The 18,833-nt window shown below is 34.6% G+C and carries 18 protein-coding genes; 12 read left to right on the top strand and 6 right to left on the bottom strand.

What is annotated here, in order from left to right; all coding sequences use genetic code 11:
* Positions 1-380 precede the first annotated feature (380 nt).
* From ACFSAH_RS14300 to ACFSAH_RS14275, 6 genes are all read left to right on the top strand, one after another.
* Entirely contained in the window at positions 381-953 is a 573-nt protein-coding gene (locus tag ACFSAH_RS14300) for an AAA family ATPase (protein ID WP_379663417.1), read from the top strand.
* A 63-nt stretch (positions 954-1,016) separates the two neighbouring features.
* Positions 1,017-1,661: a carbohydrate-binding family 9-like protein gene (locus tag ACFSAH_RS14295; RefSeq protein ID WP_379663416.1), complete on the top strand. Its 645-nt coding sequence runs from the start codon at positions 1,017-1,019 to the stop codon at positions 1,659-1,661.
* Between the two features lie 180 nt (positions 1,662-1,841).
* Complete coding sequence (locus ACFSAH_RS14290; RefSeq protein WP_379663415.1) at positions 1,842-3,875, top strand: PAS domain-containing sensor histidine kinase; 2,034 nt, start codon at positions 1,842-1,844, stop codon at positions 3,873-3,875.
* Positions 3,876-3,908: 33 nt separating this feature from the next.
* On the top strand, positions 3,909-4,406 hold the full coding sequence (locus ACFSAH_RS14285; RefSeq protein WP_379663414.1) for an ecotin: 498 nt from the start codon (positions 3,909-3,911) through the stop codon (positions 4,404-4,406).
* Between the two features lie 466 nt (positions 4,407-4,872).
* Positions 4,873-5,358 carry a GNAT family N-acetyltransferase gene (locus ACFSAH_RS14280; protein ID WP_379663413.1) on the top strand — a complete coding sequence of 162 codons (486 nt, stop codon included), beginning with the start codon at positions 4,873-4,875 and terminating at the stop codon, positions 5,356-5,358.
* A 103-nt stretch (positions 5,359-5,461) separates the two neighbouring features.
* The gene (locus tag ACFSAH_RS14275; protein WP_379663412.1) at positions 5,462-6,823 is read left to right on the top strand and encodes a pyridoxal-phosphate dependent enzyme; all 1,362 of its coding nucleotides are present in this window, start codon (positions 5,462-5,464) and stop codon (positions 6,821-6,823) included.
* 192 nt (positions 6,824-7,015) lie between these two features.
* Here ACFSAH_RS14275 and ACFSAH_RS14270 read toward each other — a convergent pair whose 3' ends face one another.
* From ACFSAH_RS14270 to ACFSAH_RS14250, 5 genes are all read right to left on the bottom strand, one after another.
* A complete protein-coding gene (locus tag ACFSAH_RS14270; protein ID WP_379663411.1) occupies positions 7,016-8,965 on the bottom strand; it encodes a TonB-dependent receptor plug domain-containing protein in 1,950 nt (649 codons plus the stop codon).
* A gap of 65 nt (positions 8,966-9,030) precedes the next feature.
* The gene (locus ACFSAH_RS14265) at positions 9,031-9,627 is read right to left on the bottom strand and encodes a GNAT family N-acetyltransferase (RefSeq protein ID WP_379663410.1); all 597 of its coding nucleotides are present in this window, start codon (positions 9,625-9,627) and stop codon (positions 9,031-9,033) included.
* A 104-nt stretch (positions 9,628-9,731) separates the two neighbouring features.
* Positions 9,732-10,217 carry an OsmC family protein gene (locus ACFSAH_RS14260; RefSeq protein WP_379663409.1) on the bottom strand — a complete coding sequence of 162 codons (486 nt, stop codon included), beginning with the start codon at positions 10,215-10,217 and terminating at the stop codon, positions 9,732-9,734.
* Between the two features lie 12 nt (positions 10,218-10,229).
* Complete coding sequence (locus ACFSAH_RS14255; RefSeq protein ID WP_379663408.1) at positions 10,230-10,694, bottom strand: GNAT family N-acetyltransferase; 465 nt, start codon at positions 10,692-10,694, stop codon at positions 10,230-10,232.
* Between the two features lie 563 nt (positions 10,695-11,257).
* Positions 11,258-11,959, bottom strand: coding sequence for a hypothetical protein (locus ACFSAH_RS14250; protein ID WP_379663407.1), 702 nt, complete (start codon positions 11,957-11,959; stop codon positions 11,258-11,260).
* An 861-nt stretch (positions 11,960-12,820) separates the two neighbouring features.
* On the opposite strand from ACFSAH_RS14250, the gene ACFSAH_RS14245 reads away from it, so the two are divergent.
* The 3 genes from ACFSAH_RS14245 (at position 12,821) to ACFSAH_RS14235 (ending at position 14,383) form a co-directional block, all read left to right on the top strand.
* Positions 12,821-13,324 (top strand): YdeI/OmpD-associated family protein, encoded by a 504-nt coding sequence (locus ACFSAH_RS14245; protein ID WP_379663406.1) that lies wholly within the window; start codon positions 12,821-12,823, stop codon positions 13,322-13,324.
* Positions 13,321-13,722 (top strand): hypothetical protein, encoded by a 402-nt coding sequence (locus tag ACFSAH_RS14240; RefSeq protein WP_379663405.1) that lies wholly within the window; start codon positions 13,321-13,323, stop codon positions 13,720-13,722. Before ACFSAH_RS14245 ends, ACFSAH_RS14240 begins: the two co-directional genes overlap by 4 nt.
* A 70-nt stretch (positions 13,723-13,792) precedes the next feature.
* On the top strand, positions 13,793-14,383 hold the full coding sequence (locus ACFSAH_RS14235; RefSeq protein ID WP_379663404.1) for a hypothetical protein: 591 nt from the start codon (positions 13,793-13,795) through the stop codon (positions 14,381-14,383).
* Positions 14,384-14,641: 258 nt separating this feature from the next.
* Here ACFSAH_RS14235 and ACFSAH_RS14230 read toward each other — a convergent pair whose 3' ends face one another.
* The gene (locus ACFSAH_RS14230; protein ID WP_379663403.1) at positions 14,642-15,349 is read right to left on the bottom strand and encodes an LOG family protein; all 708 of its coding nucleotides are present in this window, start codon (positions 15,347-15,349) and stop codon (positions 14,642-14,644) included.
* A 130-nt stretch (positions 15,350-15,479) separates the two neighbouring features.
* On the opposite strand from ACFSAH_RS14230, the gene recR reads away from it, so the two are divergent.
* The 3 genes from recR to ACFSAH_RS14215 all read left to right on the top strand — a co-directional run bounded on the left by recR (position 15,480) and on the right by ACFSAH_RS14215 (position 18,719).
* Positions 15,480-16,097, top strand: coding sequence for a recombination mediator RecR (gene recR, locus ACFSAH_RS14225; RefSeq protein ID WP_379663402.1), 618 nt, complete (start codon positions 15,480-15,482; stop codon positions 16,095-16,097).
* Between the two features lie 4 nt (positions 16,098-16,101).
* Complete coding sequence (locus ACFSAH_RS14220) at positions 16,102-16,917, top strand: SDR family oxidoreductase (protein ID WP_379663401.1); 816 nt, start codon at positions 16,102-16,104, stop codon at positions 16,915-16,917.
* Between the two features lie 251 nt (positions 16,918-17,168).
* On the top strand, positions 17,169-18,719 hold the full coding sequence (locus ACFSAH_RS14215; protein WP_379663400.1) for a type I restriction-modification system subunit M: 1,551 nt from the start codon (positions 17,169-17,171) through the stop codon (positions 18,717-18,719).
* Positions 18,720-18,833: the final 114 nt, after the last annotated feature.

Raw genomic sequence — 18,833 nt, 5'->3', positions numbered from 1 at the left:
CAGGTATGAGACCTCTGCTCAAAACTGGATGTCAATGCATTGGATGGCTTTTTGTGCCTTGTTCCTCAGAAAAATTAAGAAAATCAATAAAGTTTAAACAAGTTCCAGGTTTATAAAAGGAGGTTGTATCATAAATAAAAATGTTATTTCGATACCTAGACATTTATCATGTTGAGCGGAGTTAAAATATTAGCACAGGCTTAAATCCTGTTCCGGTTCAGCGGAGAGAAATCTGTTTTTAAGTGCTTTTGAAAAAGATTCTTTAGCGAAAGCTTTCGGAACTTGGAATGGTGAATTATTTTTGAGACAGCCCCAGAAATTTAAAGATTTAGTAATTAATAAACTAAAAACAGACAGGTAGTCTGTTCTACTATATAAAAATGGATACGAACGATATTATTATAAACAACAATTTTTACATCCTTACAGGAGGACCAGGTTCAGGAAAAACAACCTTATTAAAAGAACTGGAAAAAAGAGGGTACGAAACAGTAGGAGAAGCGGGAAGAGACATTATGCAAGATCAGATTGCCACTAATGGTATTGCACTTCCCTGGAAAAATAATCAGCAATATAGTAAGTTGATGCTAGAAAAGTCCGTAAAAGATTATTTGGAAAAAGCAGATACCGAGACTAGAAACCTGGTGTTTTTTGATAGAGGAATCTTAGATACAGTAGGTTATATGGAATTAACCAACCAGCAGGTAACAGAGAAGGCAGATGCATTAGCCAGAAAGTATAACTACAATACAAAAGTATTTGTCTTTCCGCCATGGAAAGAGATATATGAAAATGACGAAGAAAGAAAGCAAAGTTGGGAAGAAGCTGTTGCCACCTATAACCAAATAAAGAAAACATATACCGAGTACGGTTACGAAACTATAGACGTGCCTAAAGATAGTTTAGCCAATCGGGCAGACTTTTTAATGAAGATTATCAGACTGTTTGGATAGTTGTACCAGTTGTGCATATTTGCAAAACATATTGAAGAAAATCCAAGCTATAGAACGTACATTATGAAGTTGATCCAAATCAATTACAACTCAGAAATAGAAATCAGTAATTCAGCTGAAAAAATAAGTCAATTATTAGATCAGGCAGAAAAACATTTTATAAAAGAAACTTCCTGGAGAAACAAGAACTACATAGGTAATTGTGAATTTGCCGTACTTTACGGAAAAGATGCTATCGCCATTAAGTACTATGTTACAGAAGATGAAATAAAAGCAGTATATAATCAACCTAACGATCCGGTTTATTTAGATTCATGTGTAGAGTTTTTTGTGAGTTTAGATCAGGATAGTTACTACAATTTTGAATTTAACTGTAATGGAACTTGTTTGTCACAAGTAGGCAAAAACAAACAGAATAGATCTTTCTTACCTCTATTTGTTATAGATTCTATAAAAACCACAAAATCCATTAAATACATAGATATAAAGGATGTCCATTTAATCAATTGGGAATTAACCGTTGTAATTCCTTTTAGTGCGTTTATAAATCATCAGTTAGATCATCTTGATGGAAAAGAATTACGCATGAATTTTTACAAATGTGGAGATGAACTTCCACAACCACATTATTTATGTTGGAATAAAGTAGAAACCATAGAACCTAATTTTCATGTTCCTGAATTTTTTGGAATAGGTAAATTTATTTAAATAACTAAAAGTTTCTTTTTTGATAATTTTTCTAATATCTTGAGCGTAAAATCCGATAGATAATTAGAGAAATTATCTCTATATAGAATTTCTTGCTTGGTTTTTGATAAAGATTTATGGCAGGTTTCTTTGAGTGTTTCTATGGTCATCAAAACAACCTGTTAAATATAATCCTGATCTATGACGAATGAGAATTTACCTTTAAAAAACAGAAAAACTAAGGTTGGTTTATCTAAAGAAGAAGCTTTTATTCTGTTTGGTAAAATCTTCGATCAATCATCAATGGCCTTTTTTTGCTGCAATCTGGCTGGAAATATTGTTTATTGTAACAATGCGGCAGTGAAGCTGTGGGGGCGATCTCCGGATTATGAAAACGACCTTTGGTGTGGTGCATTAAGGATTTATTCTTTAGAAGGTAATGTATTAAACCCAGAAGAGTGTCCTATGGCTGTGCTGGCAATAAATAATGTTAAGCTGGATCCTCAGGAAGTTATAATAGAATTGCCAGATGGTAGTTTTAAACGCTTGTTGTCTTCTCCTCAACGTTTATATAATGATAATCAGGAATTAATAGGAGTACATAATATTCTGATAGACATTACCCGGCAAAGAGAAGAAGAATCTAATAAAAACATACTTTTAGAGATTGTTAAATCCTCTAATGATGCTATAGTTAGTAAAGATTTGGAAGGAATGATTACCAGTTGGAATCAAAGTGCAGAAGAACTTTTTGGATTCTCAGAACAGGAGATACTGGGGAAATCTATAAAAAACATTATACCTGACGAATTACTCTCCGAGGAAGAAAATATTATAGACACCATAAAGTCCGGGGGGAAAATACGTCACAGACACACTATAAGAAAACGGAAAGATGGGAGTAAGTTTAATGTATCTATAACCGTTTCGCCAATAAGAGATTTTTCAGGAAAAATAATTGGAGCATCTAAAATAGCAAGGGATATTACCTCGTTTCTTAAAAATCAGGAAAAACTTAAGAAATACTCCGAAAGGTTAGAAATTTTGAATACCATAGGAAAAACTATTTCTGAAAAACTGAATGTGAAAGACATTTTACAAAAAGTTATAGACGCTACAACACAACTTACAGGAGCAAGCTTTGGTGCTTTTTTCTATAAAACAATTAGTAACAGTGGCGAAGAACTGACATTATATAACTTGTCCGGGGCATCTAAATCTATATTTGAAACAATGGCCATGCCCAGACAAACCGAATTGTTGCATCATGCTTTTTATGGAGATGGGCCAATTCGCCTGGATGATGTAACGGCAGATAACAGGTATGGACAAAACTTTCCACATTATGGTATGCCAGATGGACATTTACCTGTGAGAAGTTATCTTTCAATGCCCGTTATTTCAAATTCAGGAAAATCTATAGGTGGTTTGTTGTTCGGACATCCCGACCCGGGTGTATTCAAAAAAGAACACGAAGACTTACTTATAGGAATAGCGTCACAAGCGGCAATAGCTATAGATAATTCTGAATTGTTTGAAGAAGTAACCGCATTAAATGCAAAAAAAGATGAATTTATAGCGTTGGCAAGCCATGAATTAAAAACTCCGCTGACATCAATAAAAGGTTACCTGCAAATTTTATCCAGAAATATTCATGATAGAGAATTGTCTGGTATGTTTGTTGAAAAAGCCATAAAGCAAGCAGAAAGATTGACAATATTAGTCAAAGATCTTTTAAACGTTTCCAAAATAGAAGCAGGAAAACTGGAGCTTGAATTTGACATTTTTGATTTGAGAGAACTGGTGATAGAAAGTATAGAAAACTTTGCACATATAACCAGAAGCCACAAAATAAGCTTTAAGGATATGCAAATTCCAGCATTGGTAAAGGCAGATCGACAAAGGATAGAGCAGGTGATGTTGAACATTTTATCTAATGCAGTAAAATATTCTCCTAAAGCAGATAGCGTTCAGGTAGAAATAGAGCATAAGAATGGAAGAGTAGTAGTAAAAGTGAAAGATTTTGGTGTTGGCTTGTCGGAAATCAATCAAAGGAAGATTTTCGATCGTTTTTACAGAGCAGAAGGTATGGCAAATGTATCCGGGTTAGGTTTAGGGCTTTATCTGGCTAAAGAAGTTATAGAACGTCATGGAGGACAAATAACCGTAGAAAGTGAATTAGACAAGGGATCAGAATTTGTTTTTTCACTTTCTGCATATCATCCTCATGATTAATAAATAAGGGTTTATTATTTAATATCAAACAAAATGAACAGAAACACGCTTAAAGCAATCATTCTTTTAATGACTATCATGTCTATGAAAACATTTGCACAGTCTAATTATAAAGTAGATTTGTCGCCATTTCCTAAACCGGAAAAAGGGCAGAAACAATTTGTAATAGAAGTACCTCATTCTGATAATGATGATATCAAAAAAATAGAATTTTATGTAGGGAAATGGGAAAAAACAGATAAATGTAATAAGCATTTCCTGGGAGGAACTTTTGATAAGAAAGATTTAAAAGGTTGGGGATACGATTACTATGTTTTTAATACAAAAGGAAATGTAGGAAGTACTTTAATGGCCTGTTTAGATAATGCAAAAGTAGATAGCTTCGTACAATCTCAACCGATAGTTACAAATTATAACGGACGTATGCCCATTGTAATTTACGTACCAGAAGGATATGAAGTTAAATTTAAAATTTATACAGCTTCTCAGGAAGTATATTCCGCCAGTGAGATACAGCAAAAAAATAAATAAAACAATTATCTAATTAAGGGGGCTGTTTCAAAAGAAACTTGTCAAATTGAGGCTTAATATATTGTAATATAAATCAATATATAATGACGATTGAGTTGTATTTCGGTAATCAAGCAAGTAGGGGAAACCGTTCTGCTTAAATTCCGCATCAGCACAATTCGGTAGGCAGAGGCTAAGCTTAAGCAGGGGGCTTTCATAGAATTGGGCGTAGCGGAGAGTTTTTGGTTCCTTTTTGCGGAAACATGCGAAGCATTCATGAATACATTTTAAAAAAACAAATAAAAACCATGAATAAAAGGAACTTGACCTGGCCGGTCAAGAGGCCGGAAAGGCAAGAGCGAAAATGCCTATTGTGAGCTTTTTTAAATAATGTCAATATTAGCGAAGCCGAAAGATCCCCTTCAGGGCTACTTAGAAAATAGATTCAAGATCTTATAAAGTAACCCAACAGACAAAGTTCTGATTTATGAAACAGCCTTTTTTATATACAGTAACTTTGAACCCAAAAATTAGCATAAGAAAATATAATGTAAAAGATAAGCCAGAAGTAATGCAATTGCTGGAGGCTAATATCCCTGATTTTTTTGCAGAAGAAGAGCTGGAAGATTTTTCAACCTATCTGGATAAGGAGATAGAACAATATTTTGTTCTTTTTTTAGGAAATACTTTGGTGGCATGCGGAGGAATAAATTTTGAAAGAGATATGTATAGCGCTAAAATTAGTTGGGATGTGGTGCATCCAGATTTTCAGGGTAAAGGCTTAGGAAGTCAGTTATTACAATATCGGTTAGATATTCTGACAGCAGAACCGGAGATACAAGAAATTATGGTAAGAACCTCACAGCATGTTTATCAATTTTACGAAAAGAAAGGGTTCCGTTTAGTAGAAACACAGCAAAATTACTGGGCACAGGGAATGGATCTGTATAAGATGATTTATACAGGGAAATAACCCTGAAAAAAGACTGTTTGTTGTTAAAGCCTTAAGCCCTTAGAGGCAAAAGCCTTTCCACAATTCTATACAATTAGTAGGATAAAATCAATACATTTGCCCTATGTGGTACAATAACATACTTGAGACTATAGGAAATACGCCTTTGGTGAAATTAAATAAGATAACCAAAGACGTAAAAGCTACCGTTTTAGCAAAGATAGAAACAACAAATCCGGGGAATTCAATTAAAGACCGTATGGCATTGAAAATGATAGAAGATGCCGAAAAAAGCGGAAAACTAAAGCCCGGAGGAACAATAATAGAAGGTACATCGGGCAATACCGGAATGGGACTGGCCATGGCTGCAGTTATCAAAGGTTACAAATGTATTTTTACAACTACAGACAAACAGTCTAAAGAAAAAGTTGATGCATTAAAAGCCTTTGGTGCAGAAGTAATTGTTTGTCCAACAGATGTAGATCCAGAAGATCCACGTTCTTATTATTCAGTTTCGTCCAGACTGGAAAAAGAAGTACCCAATTCATGGAAACCAAATCAATACGATAATCTTTCCAATTCTATAGCCCATTACGAGCAAACCGGCCCCGAAATTTGGGAACAAACTGAAGGAAAGATAACCCATTTAGTAGTGGGAGTAGGTACAGGAGGAACCATATCAGGAACAGGTAAGTTTTTAAGAGAAAAGAACCCGGATATTAAAATATGGGGAATAGATACCTATGGTTCTGTATTTAAAAAATATAAGGAAACAGGTGTTTTCGATGAAAAAGAAATATATTCTTATATCACAGAAGGGATAGGAGAAGATTTTCTGCCTAAAAATGTTGATTTTGATCTGATAGACCACTTTGAGAAGGTAACAGACAAAGACGCAGCCTTAATGACTCGTGATATTACCAGAAAAGAAGGGATTTTTGTAGGAAATTCAGCAGGAGCTGCATTAGCAGGACTCTTACAAATGAAAGACCAGCTGAAGGAAGATGATGTGGTAGTTATTGTTTTTCACGATCACGGATCCAGATATATGGGGAAAATGTTTAACGATGATTGGTTACGTGAAAGAGGTTTTTTACAAGAAGATCGTTTGACGGCAAAATCAATACTGGAAAGTCGCGAAAAACAAGAGATGGTAACTGTAGACGTTAACAAAACAATTACAGAAGCCATAAATACCATGAAATCTTTATATATATCACAGATTCCGGTAACGCAACAAGGTATGGTAGTTGGAAAATTGACAGAAAGCGAAATATTGAATGCTTTACTTGAAAATCCATCCATAAAATCTGCCAAGGTAGAAAGTATAGCATCATCACCTTTCCCGTTTGTAGATCTAAATACGTCCATTGATAAAATATCTACCATGATTAATAAAGAGAATGCGGCTGTATTAGTAGAACGTGAAAATGGTTTAATAGAAATTATTACACAGTACGATATTATCAACGCTATATCTTCTTAAGAAGCTTTAGCAAAACTCAAAACAACAAAAGGGCTATATCAAAGTTATTTGTCATTCCGAGCGAAGTCGAGGAATCTCTTTTAGAAGTACTTAGGGAAGAGATTTCTCCTCCTAAAGTCGTCGAAATGACAACGTTTTATTTTTGATACAGCCCTTTTTTATTCTTATAAACCCTGTTAAGGATTTTATCTTTTATTTCCCCATATCCATAGAAAACTTACAGCCCAGAGAAACCCAGTTTCCAGGCATAGGCACTGCAGCAGCCTCAATATAAGTTACATCAAAAATATTCTGGAAATCGGCATATATGTTGCATAATCCAACTTTATAAGAAGCCCTTACATCAGCCAATACATAATTTTTTTGGTTTACACGCTCACAAAAGCGAGTAGCCAAAGTTAAACCTAAAGATTTATAGGTGTAATTTGCCTTAGCAACAGCCTGATGTTTAAGGTTCTCTATAGCATATTTAGAGATAAATCCCTCTGCGAAATTTTGCTTAAATGAAGCAGATAAGTAAGTGTAGCCTAAGCCAAGTAATAAAGATTGACCGACCCCTAAATTAGTCCTATAATCTCCAGATACGTTAATTCCATTGATATTGCTTTGCGAAAAATTCCCTATTTGCCACGGATCAGTGTTAACAGCTTTTATCCAGTCAGTAAAATTGTCCGTTTGTCTGTGAAAGTAACTGGTCTGTAAAGAAAGATGATTACGATTATACTTTACGCCTCCTTCTGCATACCAGGCAGTTTCCGCTTCAAGATTAGCATTTCCAATATTACCTGGAGTATTGTAATATAAATCAGTAAAACTAGGTATCCGTTGGCCGGTTCCACTATTAATAAATACTTTCCAGTCACTAGAAAGATCGTAACCAACATCCAGACCAGGGAATACCTGCCAACCAAACTTGCTGTTGTAGTTTACATAAGCACCTACATTTAAGCTTAACCGCTCTATTTGATCAGTACTAAACTCACCATATATACCGTAATTTTCTCTGGTATGATCGCCCAGATTGTTACTCTCTATAATCTCGTTTCTTCCCTCAAGACCAAAACCAATACTGCCTGCATCCAAGCGGTAAGTACTATTTATTTCGGCATTAAAAACCTGAGTAGTATGTTGGTTTCTGAATTTGCTTAAATCCTGTCTGATATAACGGTAATCATCCTTACCATTTCTCATGCTTAATCTTGGCGCAATGTATAATCTGTCGTTCACGTGGACATGGTACACTGCTGATAATAAGTTGTTGCTGGCAATTTCATAAGCCTCTTTATCACCCGGAGCAGCATAAAAACCATTAGCTCCAAAAGCGTTTCGGGCTATTCCTGCCATAAGTTCAAACCTGTCAGATTCGCTTGTTTTTAAAGCACCCTGATAAAAAAGTCTGTAGTTCTCAAAATCAGTGTTGTACCTATAGCCGTTTCCAGATTCGTAGCCACCGTACAGTAAATGATTGTGCAGGTTTTTTGCATAACTACCCCCAATTTGAGCGCCTTTACCTAAATAAAACTTATCATTTGTTTCAGACTTTTTAAAGCTGGATCCTCCATAAACATTAGCATGCAAGGTGTTTTTTGTGGGCTTAATAGTAACAATGTTTATAGCTCCAGAAATGCTGTTTATGCCATAAATACGAGCAGCAGGCCCGTGTAATATTTCTATTCTTTCTATAGCCTCGGTAGGTATAGGCAGATTCATGGTATTATGCCCGCTTTGGATATCGTTTATTTTTACACCGTTTATAAGGATAAGAGTTTGCTCAAAAGTGCCGCCATCCATAGAAATGTCAGCCTGAGAACCAAATGGGCCTCTCTGCCGTAGGTCTACACCCGGAATATAAGTAAGTAACTCGTTCAAGGATTTAGCCGGTAAACTTTCAATCAGCTTTCTGTCAATAATCTGAATATTTCTGTTTTGCTTATTAAAAGGAATCTGTAGTCTGTTCTCCGCAATAATTACTTCATTCAATTGCTGCAAACTATCTATTAAAGAAGCTGTTTGAAGTATGTTACTCTCCGTTGTCGAATTTCTGGAAGAGAGGGGAGTGCTCTTAGGCGAAAAACCAAATGCATTACAAGCTATTGCGCTTCCTAACACAAAAGCTGTAGCAAATATTTGTCTGTTGTTCATTCTTTGTTAAATTCTTTGTAAAAACGGAACAAACTTAAAAAACTGTTTGTGGTTTACAGGATAGTTTATGATAATTTTTGAAGTAAATTTTCACGTAAAGAGTCATACCATTCATTTTTCAGGATACTTAATATAGCACTATCCCTTCTTGTATTATCAGGTTTAATCTCGCTGCTTCTGAGTACACCCTCAAGCGAAGCACCTAAACTTTTAATGGCCGCTATACTTCTCTCATTTTTATTATCCGCCCTGAATTCTACACGTTCCATACCCATCTTTTCAAAAGCAAAATCAAGCAATAAAAACTTAGCATGTTTGTTTAATCCCGTACCCTGAAAATCTTTTCCGTACCAGGTATAACCTATTTTTAAGGTCTTATGTAAAAAGCTGATGTCATAAAACCGGGTCGATCCGGCATAAGCATTAGTTCGTTTATCAAAAACAATAAAAGGATATTCTAAGCTGTCATTTCTGTGTTGTACAGCATAATTAAGATAGGTTTCCAAACTTTCTTTATCATAAATGCTTAATAAAGAATATTTCCATAAGTAAGCTTCATGTAATGCAAAAGGAAGAAGATTGTTGAAATCGCTAAGTTCCAGAGGTCGTAAAAGTACGGTACTGTCTTCTAATATATACTTGTTTTCAAAAATAAAATGCATGATATAATCTTAAATACTATAACTCAATATTGATGCTTGTACTCGCATTCGCTTAATAACAGATTTACGAATGGATATGTTTGCGTTAACGTAAAAATAAGAAACTATTTGTTACTACTGTCCGTTAATAAAATCTGCACAAAATGTTTAATTTTGATATTTAACGAATTGGCAATAAAACAGTAGGAGTTAGCTTTCTCGTGTAATGCATGAGCTAACTCTGCCTTATCGCTTTCTTTAATGGTCACTAAAGGGCGTATATTAATTTCAGAAAATTTACCAGAACCATTGTCCTCTTCTATCAGGGTAGCTTCTGCCTCATCTTCATAAGCCACTACAGTTATACCGGCATCAGCGCATAAATGTAAATACCAGAGCATATGACAAGAAGATACAGCAGCTAAAAGCATTTCTTCCGGATTATGAAATTCCTTGTTGCCTCTAAAAGCTGGGTCTGAAGAACCTGTAATATCTACTTTTCCGGGTATAGCTATTTTATAGGTTCGTTCGTAGCTATTGTAGCTCTTTGTACCTTGTCCGCTATTTCCGGTCCATATAGTTTTTGATTTATAATGATGTTTCCTTTCCATAGGTCTATGCTGTTATTGAATAATAAGTTCCATATAAATATCGGGTCTTTTGTATTTTTTATCGGTAATAGGCCGGGCTACAAAGCCATATTTATGATAAATAGCTATAGCAGCCTTTAATTTAGTATGAGAATACAATACCAGTTTTTTGATATTTAAATTTTTAGCATAAGTAATAGCACTTTCACACAAAGCCTTTCCGGCACCCAATCCATGAAAATTGTCGTCCACGGCCATTTTTGCAAATTCCATAATACCGTTTCCCAGATTATTAAGAGCAACAGTACCTATAATATGGTTATTAAAGGATGCGAAAAATATTTTTCCTCCATTTTTAAGAATGGCTTCTTCGGGGTTTTGTAAAATGAAACGGTCTATTTCTTCCAGTTCAAAATGCTTTTCAATCCAGTGATTGTTAAGTCTTTCAAAGTCTTTTTGGTATTCAGGTTTATAATCTACTATTTCGATCTTATCCATGGTTAAAAATAAAAAAATGTAGAGTGATTAAAGAAACAAAGGCGAAAGGAATATTCAACTCAATCGTTCAGCTTGTTTTTGAAAAGGCAATACGGGTAAAAAAGGTTTCAAAAAAGCCACATGTTACCGTTATGGAGAGGAATTGAAACAATCTGATAATGTCAAAACACAGATTGTAGTGCTATGCTATAGATTTATAAACTATGTTGTTATCCTAACCTAGCTGAAGAAATCTAAAAAGGTATATCTTTAAACTTATATGACTCCGTTGCATTTCGCTCAGGGTGACGGTTATTGTCATTAGATCTCCCTTGTGTTTGTTAAAAAACTTACTTCTTGCAATGGCGCGTTTTTCTTTCCAGGCATTGTCTCTTGTAAAGTACAATGTTTATTTGTCTTTTTCCATTCAAAAGACCGATAACCTGGTTCGGCAAACGGAGGTAATAAAGAATTAGGGGAGATATGTATATTTCGAACAGGGTATTTAGTTTTATAAGAGCTATGAAGTAATCTTTCAGAATACTTAAACAAGGAAGGCTGCGCGATTACTCTCCTGAAATCTATTAATCGCCAAAACGATTTTTTGTGTAAATTTGAATAGTAACCAGAAGTATAATTATAATAATTGCAGTTAGCACCACTGTCTTTACAAATTCTTTCTTGTCGAATTCAAAAGTTTCGGGATGAATAAAAAAGTTTGAATAAACGGTAGACGAAACGGATAAGTCGGGACGAAATAAAGTAATACCCTGTAAAAAATAACGTCTTAATTCACGATGATTCCGGGTAAAGTTGGTGTATAAAATATCTGTGTTACGGAAAGAAATACTTTTTTCGATATTGTTATGGAACACTTTCAATTCGGTAATGGAGTAGCGACCACCTGTTCTTTTTGTGAAAATGTCCTTGTTGTAAGGTACCGTTGATTTGCTTAATTCTGTATATAGGATACTTTCTTTTGTACCGTCTAATTTTAGATAATGAACTCCTGTGCTATCAACTGTAACTTGTTGTACTACATTGTTTTTAGCTTTTCTGACGTGTTTTATAAATTGGAAAATTGCAAAAATCACTAAAAGATAACAGCCAATTAGAAGAATAATTACTCCGTAACTGTATATAGCAGTTAGCAGAAGGGGGATTGCAAAAAGAAACAGGCCCACAAGAACTAAAATAAGTATCAGGAAAACCCTAAATGCCCATGTCCAAAAATAACTGGGAATAGACGTTTTTTTAGGGAAATTATCTTTGGTGTAAATTCTCATCTAATGCTTTTTGAGCGAGGCTATATTACGAAAAATAACGGAGTGTTGTAAAAGAGGATGAAATAAGGCATTTAATAAAGCCAATGGATTACTAAGGTTAGGTTTCAGCTGGTAAAAACACTAAAATAGAGCTAACTTAAATCCTTCACTAAAATCAGCTGTTCAACTTATTCTGAATAGACAATGTAAACTCCAAATATTACTGATTTTTATCTTTCATTTTTATTTTAAGATACTATTGATTAAATTGTTTTTTCTAACAAATATAAAGAGACTATTTCTCTGTAAAACACCTTCCAAAGTCCATCAAACTCCGTTAAAGTCTGCGAAAGTCCGCTAAACTCCGTGTATGTGCTATACTTGGCTCGACCCTGTGCCGTAATTGGTTCGCCCTTGGTCTTATACTTCTTCGATAGTTCTTCGGGAAATGCTTTTTAAAATGGCTTTTTTGCCGAAGATTTCTCGAAGAAGACCCGAAGAACACTCGAAGGAAGGTGTCGTTTGTGTCGGAACTGTCTCGGGTTTGTCTCCTGTACACCACTTAGCTGGTGGAAGTGTTTTTGATAAAACGATGCGAATTTTGAATGTTTTGGATTTTGATATTTACTTTATTTATACGTTTTGGATGACTCTACGGAATATTCTGGATATCTTTATAAGTTACAGTGAGCTAGTAAGATAGTTGTATGTTGGGTGAAGTTATATGTTTTGTAAAGGATATTTAACTAATCTTTCAGAGTTTTTAAATTGGGTCGGTTTGGTTGATTACGGAATTCTCCTATAAGCTTAAATCAAAAAATACTTATGAATTTTTAAAGGATTGAGGATTAATTTATCTGTCTAAAAAAGTATATTTATCTTATGGTAGAATTTACTGCAGAAATAGAGAAGTTTGACAAGAAAGGAGAGAAATCTAACTGGACCTATATATTGGTACCTGCTGCGGTAGCAAATAGTGTAAAAGCAGATTGGCGTAAGAGTTTTAGAGTTAAAGGAACTCTTGATCAATTTTTGATAAGTGGCGTAGCTCTGATTCCGTTAGGTGAAGGAGACTTTATTCTTCCGTTTAATCAGCAGATTAAAAAAGGGGTGAATAAAAAGGTTGGTCAAACCGTGTTGGTGAGATTAGAAGAGGATAAGAATTTTAAAATAGAAATACCGGATGACTTGTTTGATTGTTTAAGCGAGCAACCTCATCTTATGGAGGGTTTTGTGACTCTGCCAAAATCTCATCAGAACTATTTTATAAAATGGATAAACGAAGCAAAAACTGTCGAGACCAGGGTGAAAAGATTAACACAGACGGTAATAGCTATGGATAATAAATGGACTTATAGTGAAATGATTAGAGCTAATAAAAAATGAAAAATTTACGGAACGTATTATTAATATTAGGTTTAATGGTTTCTTTATCAGCTTGTAATAAACAGCTAGATAAAGGGAAACTTATAGGTAAATGGAATTACATTAAGGTAGAATACCTAAGGGAAGATCCACCGGTAGTGCAGGAGGGGAAAGAGTTAGAAGAAAAGCATCCTTATTTACTTTTATCTGCAGATGGAAATGCCAGTATTTTTTCGGAAGATAAAATAATTTCGGAAGGAAAGTACCATATAGAAGGCGATATTGTGAGATACGAAGAAATGTTGGAAGGAAATATCAGACGAAAAATTCCATTTTTAATCAAGACCTTAGATGAGAAAAACCTGATTTTTGAAACTATGGATAAAAATACAATCAGAATAACTGCCGTTAAGGACTAAAAACAATTTATCTTTGTTGCCATAAAATAATTGTAATTAAATACGTTATCATATTATAGCTTTTCCAATTATGAGAAAAATCTTAGTAGCGGCTGTTTCATTGCTTATATTAAGCAGTTGTGGCATTAATAAGCAAACCAAAGAATTAAAAGTTTTAGGTGATTGTAAATATGATCTCCAATCTATAGATAGTCTTTATATTGCAGGAACTCCTCTGAAAAAAATAGTTAATAATAACAATATAGACATATCTTCTGCTCCGGCTATTGCCATGGGTTTTTTACGTAAAAATATTCCTTTAGAGGGGCGTGTAAACCTTAAAATAGATAATCCAACTTCAAAAAAGGCAGCTATAAACCAATTCGAATATATTGTTTTATTACAAAAAAAAGAACTGGCGAGTGGTTTTGTAAACCAAAAAGTGAGTGTAGATGCAGGACAAACGGTTAATGTTCCTGTAAGTTTAAAAACCAATATCTATGATTTGGTTAGTGGTGGCAATTTTGAGGAGATACTTAGTCTTTTCAACTCGGAAAGAGGAAATGAGGAAGGACTGGTGACTATTAAAGTAAAACCTATACTGTTGATAGGGAATACACAGGTTAAATATCCCGGATATATTACTATAGACAAGAAAATAAGCCGCTCGATACTGTTGTAATATTTTAAGTATTGTTTTGGGAAAATTACGTCTCGACTGAAAGGGGGTGCAATAGAGAGGTCTATGGAAGTATAAGACGGTTTGGTGCGTGTTATTATTTTGAGGACCTCTTGATTAGCAGGCTCGTTCTGATGACGAAAGTATTTAGGGGTGTTTAGTATCTGTGTCATTTCAATAGTTTCTGAGTGTTTTGAAACTTATTGAAATGACATTCTTATTTTTGATACTATTGTTGTTCTATATAAAAGAGCCTTCAGTCTAAAAGTTAGGTTTAAGTACATATTTATCATAAAATCTGAAAATATGTTCGGCAGCATCTTCTGCGGTATCTACAATCCTGTATAAGTTTAAATCTTCCGGACTGATGTTTTTTTCTTTTGCCAGCATAGTTTCCTCAATCCATTTAAAAAGCCCACTCCAGTATTCTGAGCCAACCAACACAATAGGGAAACGGGCAATTTTACCGGTTTGTATTAGGGTTAAAGCTTCAAAAAGTTCGTCCAGCGTTCCAAAACCACCGGGTAAAACAATATATCCCTGAGAATATTTCATGAACATTACCTTTCTGACAAAAAAGTAATTAAACTGTAGAATTTTATCGCGGTCAATGTATTTGTTATTAAACTGCTCAAAAGGGAGTTCAATATTTAACCCAACAGATTTACCGCCTGACTCGTACGCTCCTTTATTTCCAGCTTCCATAATACCAGGACCACCACCAGTAATTACTCCATATCCTCTTTCGGTTAGTAAGCTACCAATGTCAGCTGCTATTTGGTAGTATTTATGGTCGGCTTGTGTTCTTGCCGAGCCAAATATAGATACGCAAGGTCCAATTTTGGCTAATCGTTCAAATCCATCTACAAACTCAGACATGATTTTGAATATTTGCCACGAATCGGTTACTTTAATTTCCTGCCAGGTCTTGTTTTCAAAAGCACTTCTGATTTTATCGTCGTTTACCATATAAATCCTGATGTTTTAATTTCCATTATATTTAGCAAAATACATTTTTTAGATCAATGTTTTAACTTTTAAATGCTACTTATATGTTACCTGCTCTGTCATAAACGATATAAATCACTATTTTAGCAGCATGAATTTTTCCTCTAAACTATTAGAGAATGCGGTAGAAGAGTTTTCTAAATTACCTGGTGTAGGTAAGAAAACGGCTTTGAGACTGGTGTTGCATTTGTTAAAGAGTACTTCTGCGGAGGTGCATCAGTTTAGTAATAGCCTCACTACATTAAAAGACAATATTAAATATTGTGAGAAATGCCATAACATATCAGACGAGGTGATTTGCGAAATCTGTAGTGCACCTAAAAGAGATAACTCTATTATTTGTGTGGTAGAAGATACCCGGGATGTTATGGCTATAGAAAATACGCATCAATTCCAGGGCTTATATCATGTGCTTAATGGATTAATATCGCCCATGGATGGTGTTGGACCGGGAGATTTAACTATAGAATCTTTGGTTAAAAGAGTGCAGCATGAAGATGTGCAGGAAGTGATTTTTGCTTTGAGTGCCAATATGGAAGGTGATACTACAATTTTTTACTTGCACAAAAAATTAAAAGACTTTAATATTAAAATAAGTACAATAGCCAGGGGGATAGCTTTTGGTGGAGAAATAGAATATGCTGATGAAATAACTCTGGGGCGTTCTATTGCAACAAGGGTTCCTTATGAAAATACTCTGATTAGATAATTTTATGGATTTAAAAGGTAAAGTAGTTGTTATAACAGGTGCGTCCAGTGGCATAGGGAAATCTTTGGCAGAAGAGTTTGCCAAAAGAGGAGCTCATATAGTATTAGGGGCGCGTCAGTATGTGAAACTTTGCGAAATAGCAGAAGTAATAACAAAAACTTATAAAGTAAAAGCTTTGGCCGTACAGCTGGATGTAACCAAAGAAGAAGATTGTCGTGACTTTATTAATCAGGCAGTGTTTACTATGGGTAAAATAGATGTTTTGGTAAATAATGCAGGTATATCTATGCGGGCTTTGTTTAAGGATCTCGAGCTGGATGTATTAAAGCAGGTGATGGATATTAACTTTTGGGGCACTGTTTATTGTACAAAATATGCTATGCCCGAATTACTGAAAACTCAAGGTGCCGTGATAGGAGTTTCTTCTATAGCAGGTTATAAAGGTTTGCCTGGGAGAACTGGATATTCGGCCTCTAAATTTGCAATGAACGGATTTTTGGAATCGCTAAGAGTAGAAAATCTGAAAACAGGAGTGCATGTGATGACTGCTTGTCCGGGTTTTACAGCTTCTAATATCCGTAATGTGGCCTTAAATAAAGATGCTGTATCGCAGGGTGAGACCAGTATGGATGAAGGTAAAATGATGACTTCTGAACGTGTGGCAGAAATAATTGTTGATGGATTGGTAAAAAGGAAAAGAGATATTATTATGACGGGACAAGGTAAATTAACTGTTTTTCTCCAGAAATGGTTACCTTCTGTCTTGGATAAATTGGTATATAATCACTTTACGAAAGAAAAAGATCCTTTATTGAAATAGGGGGGCTTATAAAACTTAATGAAAAAGGAAAGCAATCTCAGAGAAGATTGCTTTTTTTAATAAGGGGCATACCCACATCATATTGATCAGTAAGTTATCCTAAGTTATAAGAAAAATGTTAAAAATAATAATAACTGGTTGAAATGAGTCTTGTTTTCGTAATTAAACTAATGTTTATAATCTAAAAGTTACTATTTTAGGAGAGGAAGATAGATTACTGAAAATACCTAATCTAATAACGCTTAATTTCAATGTCAGAAGAACAGAAGAAAATATTAGAGCAACAGCTCTGGAACATTGCCAATACATTACGTGGAAAGATGAATGCAGATGAATTCCGAGATTATATTTTGGGATTTATTTTTTATAAATATTTAGCTGAAAAAATGGAAATCTATGCAAATTCCATTTTAGAAGAAGATCAAATCCAATTCAGAGATATCAAAGAAGATACGCCTAAAGGTTTAGAATATATTGAAGCCATTCGAGAAGAAGCTCTGGAAACATTAGGGTATTTTTTAAAACCTTCTGAGCTATTTAGCGAAATTACCAAAAGAGGTGATAACAATTTTATTCTTGAAGATTTACAAAAAATCCTGACCAATATCCAGCTCAGTACAATGGGTACACAAAGTGAAGAAGACTTTGACAACCTGTTTGAAGATATGGACCTGAACAGTACTAAGCTGGGTAAAACAGCCGAAGCTCGTAATGAGATTATTGTAAAAGTGTTAACGCACCTGAATGAAATTGACTTCAAATTGAATGATACAGAATTGGATGTTTTAGGAGATGCTTATGAGTATTTGATTGGTCAGTTTGCCAGTGGTGCAGGAAAAAAAGCGGGCGAATTCTATACCCCTCAGGAAGTTTCTAAGATTCTTGCAAAGATTGTTACAACTGGTAAAAATCGTTTGAAATCGGTATATGATCCTACTTGTGGATCGGGTTCCTTATTGTTGCGTGTAGCAAGAGAAGTAAAAGATGTCAATAATTTCTACGGACAAGAAATGAACCGAACCACCTACAATCTTGCCAGAATGAATATGATCTTGCATGGAGTACATTATCTGAAATTTGATATTAAGCAGGAAGATACTCTGGAACATCCGCAGCATCTAAACGATATGCCATTTGAAGCAATTGTCGCAAATCCTCCTTTTTCAGCGAAATGGAGTGCCAATCCATTATTTTTAAACGATGACCGTTTTAGCCAATATGGAAAATTAGCACCATCAAGCAAGGCTGATTTTGCATTTGTTCAACACATGATTTATCATTTGGCAGAGAATGGAACAATGGCTATTGTTCTTCCTCATGGTGTGTTGTTCCGTGGAGCAGCAGAACTGCACATCCGTAAATACCTGATTGAACAGAAAAATTATTTGGATGCGGTCATCGGCTTGCCTGCCAATATTTTCTACGGAACCAGTATTCCGACTTGTATTCTGGTATTTAAAAAATGTAAAGAAGATCCTGACCATATCTTATTTATTGATGCCAGCAAAGAATTCGAGAAAGTAAAGAACCAAAATATGTTGCGAGAAGAACATATCGATAAGATTGTGGAAACCTATCGTAACAGAACGACCATTGAAAAATACAGCCATTTAGCTACTTTAAAAGAAGTTGAAGAGAATGACTACAATCTTAATATTCCAAGATATGTGGACACTTTTGAAGCCGAAGAAGAAATCGACATCCAAGCCGTAATGCAGGAAATCAAATCTTTAGAAGCAAAACGAGCAGAACTGGACAAAGAAATCGACGTGTATTTCAAAGAATTGGGACTTGTTTTTTAATTTTTTACATCCTTAATGTTTTTACTAACGAAAATTGAATCATCGAGATGATAAATAAAAAATTAAAAGTAGGTAACGTTCCTAATTTGAGATTTCCTGGATTTGAGGAGGAAT

The organism is Pseudopedobacter beijingensis (assembly GCF_042678145.1).
GTDB classification, from domain to species: domain Bacteria; phylum Bacteroidota; class Bacteroidia; order Sphingobacteriales; family Sphingobacteriaceae; genus Pseudopedobacter; species Pseudopedobacter beijingensis.
This window is presented reverse-complemented; position numbering and strand designations above follow the sequence as displayed.